A 10,971-nucleotide genomic window follows, 5' to 3' on the forward strand; every position below is an offset into this window, starting at 1 on the left:
TAAAGAAAAATGAAAATTAATTACAATTTAATCGCCTATTTAGGATTTGCCGGAACCTTATTTTTAGGTTGTGGAACAGGAGATATTATATCTACACCAATTGAAAATATTGATACATCACCATTAAAAGTTACAGAATTAACTGATGCTCAAAAAGAAAATTGGGGACACTTAGATCTAATAAAAGATACAATTCCTGGTATGAGCGTTGATAAAGCTTACGCTGAAATTATTAATAACAAAAAAGGGAAGACAGTAATTGTTGCTGTTATTGATTCTGGAATTGATATTGATCATGAAGATTTAAATGGTGTACTTTGGACTAACAAAGGAGAAAAACCAAACAACGGAATTGATGATGATAAAAATGGTTATGTAGACGATATTCATGGTTGGAATTTCTTAGGAGATGCCTATGATGAACAATTAGAATTTGTAAGAATCATTGCTTCAGGAGATACATCTAATCCTAGTTATTCTGCTGCGCAAGCACAATACGATAAGGATTACCAATTATGGACAGGACGTAAAGCACAGTACGACCAAATAGCACAAGCTGTTAGTGGTGCGCATGAAACTTTAACTAAGCAATTAGGAAAAAGCGACTATACATTAGAGGAAGTAAATGCTATTGAAACTGAAGATGAGTCTTTATCTCAAGCAAAGCAAATTGCAAACCAAATGAGTGCAAATGGTTTAACTTTAGCTGAAGCTAATGTAGAAATTAATAATGCTTTAGAAAGTATTAATGAACGTTTAAACTTTAACTTAAACAAAGACTTTTCGGGTCGTAAAACTGGAGATGATATTAACAACTTATCTGATACTGGTTATGGTAACGGAAACGTTAAGCCTGTAAAAAAATCTGAATCTCATGGAACACACGTTGCTGGTATTATTGCTGCAGAACGTAATAATGGTTTAGGAGCAAATGGTGTTGCTAACAACGTAGAAATTATGTCTATTAGAGCTGTACCAAATGGAGATGAGTATGATAAAGATGTTGCTTTAGCAATCCGTTACGCAGTAGATAATGGTGCACAAGTAATTAACGGAAGTTTTGGTAAGTCTTTTTCTCCACATTCAGAATGGGTAAGAGATGCTATTAAATATGCTTCAGATAACGATGTGGTTTTTGTACATGCTGCAGGTAACTCAAGTGAAAACATTGACGTAGAGCCTAACTTTCCTGATGATAATGTAGATTTTGTTGAGGTATCTAACACTTATATTAGAGTAGGTTCATTAACATCTAAATATGGATCTAAAATGGTTTCTGGTTTTTCTAACTACGGTAAAAAGAATGTTGATGTCTTTGCGCCAGGTTCTGGAATCTATTCTACATTCCCAGAAAATGAATATAAAAGTATAAGTGGAACTTCTATGGCCTCACCTGCTGTTGCTGGTGTTGCTGCTTTAGTACGTTCATATTATCCTAAATTATCTGCTGCACAAGTAAAGCAAGTTATTTTAGAATCTGGTTTACCTTTAACAACTAAAGTTGTTGTAGGTGGAGATGCTTCTAATGTAAAACCGTTTTCAGATTTATCTAAAACAGGACGCATAGTAAATGCTTACAATGCTTTAATTTTAGCTTCAAAAATGTAATCATCTACATCATTGTAGACCTGTAAAATGAGTTATTGAGTTGTAATGGCTTAATAACTCATTTTAGTTAATTATCAATAAACTTTAGTTTCAAATTAAATCAAATTTCATGAGACATTTCTTAATAAGTCTTTTTTCACTTGTATTATTTATAGCGTGTGGTGCATCCAACCCTCCTAAGGAAGTTGTTAAAGAATCACCTATTTCTAAAGACAGCTACTGGCAACAACACGTAGATTATTCTATGGAAATAGATATGGATGTCAATAATTACCAATACGTAGGTAAACAGAAATTGGTTTATACTAACAATTCACCAGATGTACTAAAGCGTGTATATTATCATTTATATTTCAATGCTTTTCAGCCAGGCAGTGAAATGGATGTACGCTCACGTACTATAAAAGATCCTAGTCCAAAAATTGGTGATCGTATAAGTAAGCTTCAACCTAATGAAATAGGATATATTAAAGTTAATTCTCTAAAACAAAACGGAACAGCGATTAGTTATGAAACCGTAGGTACCGTTTTAGAAGTAAAACTAAGCCAACCTATACAACCTGGAGAAAAGGTCACTTTTGATATGGATTTTGATGCTCAAGTTCCTGTTCAAATTCGTCGTTCAGGTAGAAATAACGCAGAAGGTGTCGCTTTATCTATGTCGCAATGGTATCCTAAATTAGCAGAATATGACGATGAAGGATGGCATGCAGATCCATATATAGCGAGAGAATTTCATGGTGTTTGGGGGAATTTTGATGTAAAACTAACAATAGATAAAGATTACGTCGTTGGTGGAACTGGCTATTTACAAGGCGAACCAACTAAAAAATCTGGAAAGAAAACCCATCACTTTAAAGCACCAAATGTTCACGATTTTACTTGGGCTGCAGATCCAGATTTTATTCATGATACGTTTCAAATGCCAAATGGACCAATGCTTAATTTCTACTATAAAAAAGATTTAAAGAAAGAATACTTAGACAATTGGAAAAAACTACAAGCAGAAACAGCCCAACTAATGGATTTCTTTAGTGATAATGTTGGTAAATACCCATACGATCAGTATTCAGTAATACAAGGTGGTGATGGCGGCATGGAGTATGCTATGTGTACACTTATTACAGGTAAGCGAAAATATGGTAGTCTATTAGGTGTCACTGCGCATGAGTTAGCACATACATGGTTTCAATTTTTACTAGCTTCTAACGAAACTAAACATGAGTGGATGGATGAAGGTTTTACAACCTACATATCAACTTTAGCGATGAATTCGCTTAAAGATGATAAAAATCCTAATCCGCTTGCTCGTACTTATAAGGGTTATTTTGGTTTAGCTAATTCAGGTTATGAACAACCATTAACAACTCATTCTGATCGTTATGCATTTAATCAAGTTTATGGCGCTGCTGCTTATAACAAAGGTGCTGTTTTTTTAGCGCAATTAGGTTATGTAATTGGTAATGATAATTTAAATAAAACTATTAAATCATACTTTGATAATTTTTCATTTAAACACCCAAAACCCTTCGATATTATAAGAACAGCAGAACGTATTACGGATTTTGAACTCGACTGGTATTTTATTGATTTTGCACAAACCACAAATACCATTGATTACGCTGTAAAATCTATAGATAATAAAACAATTATATTAGAACGTATTGGCCTAATGCCAATGCCTATAGACCTTTCAGTAACTTATGTAGATGGTTCAACAGAAGATTTTTATATTCCTTTACAAATGATGCGTGGCGAAAAACCAACCTCAGCAACAATTATTAGCGATTGGGCTTGGGCAATGCCAACGTATTCCTTTAAGACAAATAAAGATGTAAAATCAGTAGAAATTGATGCATCTCAAATGATGGCTGATGTTAACCGTGAAAATAATACTATAGCTATAGAATAATTTTTTAAAGTATTACAATTTATTAAACCTCATCATTAAGTGATGAGGTTTTTTTATCCCTGAATTTTGGGATACTAAATTCGCCATTATTAGTTATTTACATTTTTAGTATTTGAGTTAATTTTACACTGTAATTAACACTAAATAAACCATGAAAAAATTAATTTTATCCTGTATTACTTTATTATTTATTGCAACAAGCTGTAACGATGAAAAAAAATCCTCCAATGCTGAGCAAGTAAGTACTAAAACCTTAGATAAATTTGAATCTAAAGAATTTATAGATAAATATAATATGTACATAGGCTTTGGGAACCGTTTCGATAAAAATGTTGGAAATTCTTATGAACGTTATTTTAGATGGGCCGATTATGAAAAAGGACCATCTACAGAAAGTAAAAGAATTGGTGGTGTAACAACATTAAGTGATTTTGAATTAGAAAAATTAGAAAAAGCAATTGCTCTAGATCCAGAAATTGAAGAAGTAGACGATTTAATGAAAACTGTATTAAAAGATGCTACCACACTCTATTCTACCTTAGAAAAAGCAGATTCATACTATCAAAAACAAGATTATAAAGATGATGATTTTGCACTTGGTAAAGATTTACATAAAGAACTTGTAAAAGCTTTTGAAAACTATTATAAAAGTTATGACACTATGTACATTAACTTTAAAGGCTTACAAAATAGCCTGAAGGAATTTGAGGCTAATAAATACAAAGAAAATGGTGAGCTAATTAGATATAACCTAATGATGGAATTAAATAAAGCAGATCAGGTTTTTGATGTTATCGGAAATGCAGATAGCGAAAATTTAAAATCCATAGATATAAAAGATTTAAAAGCAAAACTTGCGGATTTTAGTGCTGTACACAATGAGCTAGAAGAGCAAAATAAAGACGAAACCCAAAAGACAAAAGAATTTGGAAAAACAAGTATCGCAAAAAGTTTTCTACCTAGTTTTATCAGAGAAGGCAATTCTTTCATAAGAGAAACAAGAAATTTAATTGAACGTATTGAAAAAAATGATTTTGATTATGGAATAACACATCCTTCAATTCCGGCATCTGGTTCTGCATTAAAATTGAGAGCGGTTTTTGGTAACTTGGTAACTAATTACAACCGCATGAATTAAAATTTATCATTAATAAAAATTTTTATAAACTCTTTAAGACCATATCAAATGATATGGTTTTTTAATATAATTAAATCAAATCGTTGATAGTAACAAATACAATTCTATTTTTGTTGTACTAGATAATTAATAGTGAACTTTAAATATTCAAAAAAAGATAAGCTAAAAAGTAAAAAGTTAATCGAACAGCTTTTTACAGAAGGAAAGGCTGTAACAGCCTATCCTCTTAAACTTATATATCTAAAAACCGAATTTGATGATGGTTCTGCACTAAAAACAGGTGTTTCCGTAAGTAAGCGATTGCATAAAACCGCAGTGTCTAGAAACCAAATAAAACGTTTACTACGTGAAGCTTACAGACTAAATAAACCACTATATTTTAACAATAGTTCTACTTCTTTTGCGTTTATGATTTTATATCTTAGTAAAGATGGAACAACTTTTGATAAACTTAATGGTAGTATGAAATTATTGTTCAAAAAATTTATTGACAAAACTTCTAACTAATGAAAAAACAACTACGTAATAAAATAATGTTTCCAGCAATAGCCGTGCTTATCTTTTTTGGTACCACAGCTTTTAAAAATGATTTCTTCGAAATTGCTAAGCAAATAGAAATATTCACGACATTATTTAAGGAAATCAACATGAATTATGTTGATGATACCAATCCTGGTAGTTTAATGGATACTGCCATAAAAAGCATGTTAGATGATTTAGATCCTTATACCCAATTTTATAACGAACAAGATGTAGAAGCTTCTAGAATAAATAATGCAGGTGATTATACAGGCATTGGTGCTAAAGTATTAACACTAAAAGATAAATTGGTTATTGTAGAACCATATCAAAATTATGCAGCTGATAAAGCAGGTTTAAAAGCTGGTGATGAAATTATTCAAGTAGATAAAGTAATTGTAGCAGATTTTAAAGATGATGCTGCTAACCTATTACAAGGAGCCGCAGGTACAGAAGTTTCAATTACATATAAACGTCAAGGAAAAACAAATACCGTTAAAATTATAAGAGAATCTTTAGAGATAAAAGCTGTACCACATTACGCAATGATAGATAAAGAAACGGGTTATGTTGTACTAAGAAAGTTTAATGCAAAAGCGTCTTCTGAAACTATTAGAGCTATTAAAGCCTTAAAAAATCAAGGTGCAACAAAACTTATTTTAGATCTTAGAGGAAATCCTGGTGGCTTACTTCATGAAGCCGTTAACGTTACTAATATTTTTGTACCAAAAGATCAGTTAGTTGTAACTACAAAATCTAAAGTAAAAAAATATAATAAAACCTACCACACTAAACGCGAACCAATAGATACTGAAATTCCACTTGTAGTTTTAATTGATGGTAGTAGTGCCTCAGCGAGTGAAATTGTTTCTGGTGCTTTGCAAGATATGGATAGAGCTGTTGTTGTAGGTACTAGAAGCTTTGGAAAAGGTTTAGTACAAAGACCAAAACCATTAACTTATGGTACACAAATGAAAATTACTATTTCAAGATATTATACACCTTCTGGTCGCTGTATACAAGCATTAGATTATTGGAATAGAGATGAAAACGGTAAAGCAACACGTACTAAACAAGAAAATTACAATGCTTTTAAAACTAAAAATGGACGTAACGTATTTGATGGAGGAGGCGTACAACCAGATATTGAAGTAGAATTTGCTAAACAAACACCAATTACAAAAGCAATATCAAACGAAAACTTAGTCTTTAACTATGCAACTAATTATTATTACAACAATAATGTTGACGATTTAAAGACTTTTGAATTGTCTGATTCAGATTTTAAAAAATTTAAAAACTATATAAAAACAAGTGGTTTTAACTTTGAAACTAAAACCGAAAAAGCACTAACAAACGCCATAAATGTTGCAAAAGAAGAAGAACTTGAGTCTGCAATTAAATCTGAGTTTAATGATTTAAATAAAGCGCTAATGACTTATAAATCTAATGCAATTGACGGAAATAAAACACAATTAAAAACATTACTTACAGCAGAGATTATTAAACGATATTTTTACAGTGAAGGTTTATATACCTATTATCTAACGCATAATAATGAAATAAAAAAAGCCATGAATATCCTAAATGACCCAACACAATACGCTAGTATTTTGAGATAAAGGCAAATTTTTTCTATATTTAGCGTTATAAACATTTTCTGTAAGTAAGAAAATTATTATTAAATGAAGTCCCTAGTTATCTTTTTGTTGTTATGTTTTCAACTCTCTTTTTCCCAAGAAGAATTGAAACATGAAGTTTATTTTGACACTGATAAACACGATATTCCCGAAACTGAACATAGTAGATTATTACTTTTTTTAACCGAAATTGAAGATTTAGATATTGAAAAAATTTCTATTTATGGTTTTACTGATGATAGAGGCAGTGACAATTATAATTTAGTATTATCTCAAAACAGAGCACAGTCTATTAAAGAAGTATTTTCTAATAACGAATTTGATGAGTCTGTAATTACAAACGTAGATGGTAAAGGTGAGATATTAGTTAACATCGTCCACGAAGAAAATCTGAGTAAAATTCGGGGTTTAAACCGTAAAGTTGAAATTATTGTAACTCCTGTTTATCCACCAAAACCTAAAGAAGAAAAACCAGAAAAAACTAAAACTGAAGATATTTTAAAAGGTGAACTAAAAGAAGGTGATAAGATTTTACTCGAAAATCTATTGTTTAGAACAGGTTATAGTTATTTAACCAAAGAATCTAAATTGGTACTTGATGGTATTGCTGAAGTTTTAGTAGAACGTACAAATGTTTATTTTACTATTGAAGGGCATGTTTGCTGTACAGAAGGTACTAGAGATGCTATAGATCGTAAGACTAAAAAACGAAATCTGTCAATGGCTCGTGCAAAATATATATATGATTATTTAGTAAAAGCAGGTGTAAAACCTTACCGAATGAAATTTGCAGGTATGAGACGTAAAGCACCACTTGGTGGTGAACCAGAACAGGATAGACGTGTAGAAATTTTGGTTACTAAAATTTACGAGAAAAAATAACAGGTTTCTAAAAACCTAAGAACGCAGCATAGCAATATGCGGAATACCATCTTCTAAGTACTCCTCTCCTATTTCCTTAAATTCTAAATTGTTATAAAAACGTTTTAGATATACTTGAGCAGAAATTTTTATTTCAGTTGTATCATAATACATTTTTATGGCATCAATTGAAGCCTTCATTATATCATAACCATAGCTATGTTTCCTTTCATTTTCTAGCACTACTACTCTACCAATACTCGCTTCTTTAAAATAATCTCCTCGTTTAAAAATTCTTGTGTATGCAACTAGGCTTTTATTTTTATAACCTAAAACATGTAATGCATTCTGATCTTTACCATCAATATCTTGATAGACGCAATCTTGCTCCACCACGAAGACTTCACTACGTAATTGAAGTAAACTATATAGTTCATATATAGAAAGCTCGTTAAAAGCGCTTATTTTAATTGTTAGCATAATTAGTCTTGTACAATAATATCTTTAGTATCACTTTTACCAAATTCTGGTTGAATGTTTACGTGATTGATATCGTATTTATGATAAATAAATTCCTCAATTTTATTAAGAATAACATCAAATTCTGTTAATGTAATATTTTTTTCAAAATCTACATGTGCTTCAAAATGTATCTCTTCTTCATTTAATTGCCAAACATGTACGTGGTGCACATTACTAATGGTTTCAAAACTATTAAGCTTCGTTACAATTTCATCTACCGGAATCGAGTCTGGTGTAAATAACATAAGAACTTTGGTTGAGGTTTTTAATAAATCAAATCCCATCCATATTAAATACAAAGCAATTAAAAAAGTAAGTACACTATCTATCCACCAAATTTGAAAAAATTTCATTAACAGTCCACCAACTAAAACAGCCACACTTGCCATCATATCTGTTAATAGATGTAAGTATGCGCTTTTCATATTCATGTTAGTACTAGCATTATTTTTTAATAATAAAACACTAAAACCATTACCTAAAATAGCAACTACAGATAACCATATTACCAAATTAGATTCTATTTGTTGTGGGTTTTGAAAGCGCTTTATCGCTTCTATAATAAGAAGTACAGCAACAATTATTAACGTAGAAGCATTAATAAAAGCAGCTAAAATTTCGGCACGTTTATAACCAAAAGTGCGTTTTAAAGAAGCTTTACGTTTTACTAATTTATTAGCGATGTAACTAATAATTAAAGACACTACATCACTAAAATTATGAAGTGCATCACTTAATAAAGCTAAACTACCAGAAAGTAAACCACCAATAACTTGAGCTACTGTAATAGCGATATTTAGAAGTATAGAAATTAAAAGATTACGACCATTTAGATCGTGTGTATGTAAATGCGAATGTTGATGAGATTGACTCATGTTTTATCAATTTAAAATTGATAGTTTAGATGTTTAGCATGACATAGGTATTTTATCTACTCTATTTTGATGACGGCCACCTTCAAACTCAGTTTCTAAAAAGGTATCTACCATTTTAATAGCTTGTGGAATAGATGTAAAACGTGCAGGTATACAAATCACATTAGCATTATTATGTAAACGTGTTAGTTCAGTAATTTCACTAGTCCAACAAACACCAGCTCTTACATGTTGATATTTATTAGCGGTCATTGCTACACCATTTGCACTTCCACACACTAAAATACCAAAATCAACTTTTTTAGCTTCAACATCTTTAGCAACAGGATGTACAAAATCTGGATAATCAACACTATCTAAAGTATCTGTTCCATAATTATTAACTGTGTAACCTTTTGCTTCTAAATGTTTAACAATGGCAAATTTATAATCTGGTCCTGCGTGATCGTTTCCTATTGAAATAGTCATGATAATTGAAATAATTTATTACCACAAAGTTACAAATAAAAAAGGCTTAATACTTTTGATTTATAAGTTCTTTAGAGCATAATTTAAAAAAAATGGGAAAACTTAAAACGGACTTAATTCTAAACAAAATTTAATAAAAAAAAGCTTAAGAATCATCTCAAGCTTTTTTTCTAATTTTATAAAGTTAACTTTTAGTCCTTAATTAATTTTTTAGTTACGATTCCGTTGTTTGTAGAAATCCTAATTAAATAAATTCCTGATTGTAGTTGACTTGTAAAAATTTGTGTTTTTGTAGTTTTCAATATTTGTTTACCTGTAATATCAAATAGAACAATATCATTTATAATACTTGAATTATATAATTCAATATTTAATTGATTTTTCATTGGGTTTGGTCCTACATATACTTTATATGATTCAAATTCTGAATCACTTAACGTACAACTTTCACTATAACTAATACTTGCATCTTTAACCCAGTCTTCATATATATTTGTACCAGCATTTGCGGCAGATTCATCTATAACGGTAATACACTGTAAATTCGTCATATTATTAGCAATTAAAATATTTAAAACTGAATTCGCTGAAACATCTAAGTTGTTAAGATTAGAATCAGATACATTCAAATAATTTAATATTGTATTATTACTAAGATCTATATTTACAATGTTTGTATTTGCTACACTTATATAGTCTAAAGATGTATTATTACTTACGTCTATATTACTAATGGAAGTATTATAAATATTTAAATACATTAATGCTGTATTGTTAACAAGGTTTAAACTTGAAATAGATGTATTCCACGCATTTAAATTAACTAATGCTGAATTATTACTAATATCTAAACTATTTAGTAGTGCATTTTCAGATACATCTAAGGTTATTAAATCTGTAAAATTTTGTAGTCCCGTTAAATCACTAACACCTTTTGCTCCTAAATCTATAGTAGTTACTGTATTAATATTATTGGTTAATACATAATCATCTAAAACAGTATCATAGCCTTCATCAATTAAATACTGTTCAAAAACATCGTCTGGTATAAAGGTTTGTTGAGAAAAAGAAAAATTTAAAAAAAGTACACCAAACAATAATGGTGTATAGAGTAGTTTTGTTTTCATAATTTTAAGTTACTTTTTAATAATAGATTATTAGGGAGTACAATTATATATTAAGTTTTATTATTTTATTATAAACCAGTTATTTATCGATAATAATTGTACAAAAAAACATAATATCGGCTTTATTTGTCTCTTGTAGTTAATTCTTACAAGGCTATATATTCTGATAACTTTACCAATAACTTGTTAATAAGTGTTCACAACTCTTTAAAATTAAAATTAGGTTTATCCACTTATTTTTTCAAACCAAAATACGTTTGAGATATGCAAATTAGTTAGTTGTTTTTTTAAAGCAAGTTAT

Annotated in this window: 10 protein-coding genes; 6 read left to right on the top strand and 4 right to left on the bottom strand. The window is 29.9% G+C overall.

Annotation, left to right across the window (positions count from 1 at the left end):
• The first annotated feature begins 9 nt into the window (after window positions 1-9).
• The 6 genes from ACJBCC_RS04515 (at window position 10) to ACJBCC_RS04540 (ending at window position 7,699) form a co-directional block, all read left to right on the top strand.
• Window positions 10-1,608 (top strand): S8 family peptidase, encoded by a 1,599-nt coding sequence (locus tag ACJBCC_RS04515; RefSeq protein WP_407556519.1) that lies wholly within the window; start codon window positions 10-12, stop codon window positions 1,606-1,608.
• A gap of 109 nt (window positions 1,609-1,717) precedes the next feature.
• On the top strand, window positions 1,718-3,520 hold the full coding sequence (locus ACJBCC_RS04520; RefSeq protein ID WP_407556520.1) for a M1 family metallopeptidase: 1,803 nt from the start codon (window positions 1,718-1,720) through the stop codon (window positions 3,518-3,520).
• A gap of 151 nt (window positions 3,521-3,671) precedes the next feature.
• Window positions 3,672-4,658, top strand: a complete 987-nt coding sequence (locus ACJBCC_RS04525; protein ID WP_407556521.1) for a YiiG family protein — start codon at window positions 3,672-3,674, stop codon at window positions 4,656-4,658.
• Window positions 4,659-4,790: 132 nt separating this feature from the next.
• Complete coding sequence (gene rnpA / locus ACJBCC_RS04530) at window positions 4,791-5,165, top strand: ribonuclease P protein component (protein WP_299098199.1); 375 nt, start codon at window positions 4,791-4,793, stop codon at window positions 5,163-5,165.
• A complete protein-coding gene (locus ACJBCC_RS04535; protein ID WP_407556522.1) occupies window positions 5,165-6,799 on the top strand; it encodes a S41 family peptidase in 1,635 nt (544 codons plus the stop codon). Before rnpA ends, ACJBCC_RS04535 begins: the two co-directional genes overlap by 1 nt.
• Window positions 6,800-6,862: 63 nt before the next feature.
• Window positions 6,863-7,699, top strand: a complete 837-nt coding sequence (locus ACJBCC_RS04540; RefSeq protein ID WP_299098197.1) for an OmpA family protein — start codon at window positions 6,863-6,865, stop codon at window positions 7,697-7,699.
• A gap of 15 nt (window positions 7,700-7,714) precedes the next feature.
• Here ACJBCC_RS04540 and ACJBCC_RS04545 read toward each other — a convergent pair whose 3' ends face one another.
• The 4 genes from ACJBCC_RS04545 to ACJBCC_RS04560 all read right to left on the bottom strand — a co-directional run bounded on the left by ACJBCC_RS04545 (window position 7,715) and on the right by ACJBCC_RS04560 (window position 10,670).
• Complete coding sequence (locus ACJBCC_RS04545) at window positions 7,715-8,158, bottom strand: GNAT family N-acetyltransferase (protein WP_407556523.1); 444 nt, start codon at window positions 8,156-8,158, stop codon at window positions 7,715-7,717.
• A 2-nt stretch (window positions 8,159-8,160) separates the two neighbouring features.
• Complete coding sequence (locus ACJBCC_RS04550; protein ID WP_407556524.1) at window positions 8,161-9,075, bottom strand: cation diffusion facilitator family transporter; 915 nt, start codon at window positions 9,073-9,075, stop codon at window positions 8,161-8,163.
• A gap of 33 nt (window positions 9,076-9,108) precedes the next feature.
• Complete coding sequence (gene rpiB / locus ACJBCC_RS04555) at window positions 9,109-9,543, bottom strand: ribose 5-phosphate isomerase B (RefSeq protein WP_407556525.1); 435 nt, start codon at window positions 9,541-9,543, stop codon at window positions 9,109-9,111.
• A gap of 191 nt (window positions 9,544-9,734) precedes the next feature.
• Window positions 9,735-10,670 carry a T9SS type A sorting domain-containing protein gene (locus ACJBCC_RS04560; RefSeq protein WP_407556526.1) on the bottom strand — a complete coding sequence of 312 codons (936 nt, stop codon included), beginning with the start codon at window positions 10,668-10,670 and terminating at the stop codon, window positions 9,735-9,737.
• Window positions 10,671-10,971: the final 301 nt, after the last annotated feature.

It is taken from the genome of Winogradskyella sp. 4-2091 (assembly GCF_045765065.1).
GTDB lineage: Bacteria > Bacteroidota > Bacteroidia > Flavobacteriales > Flavobacteriaceae > Winogradskyella.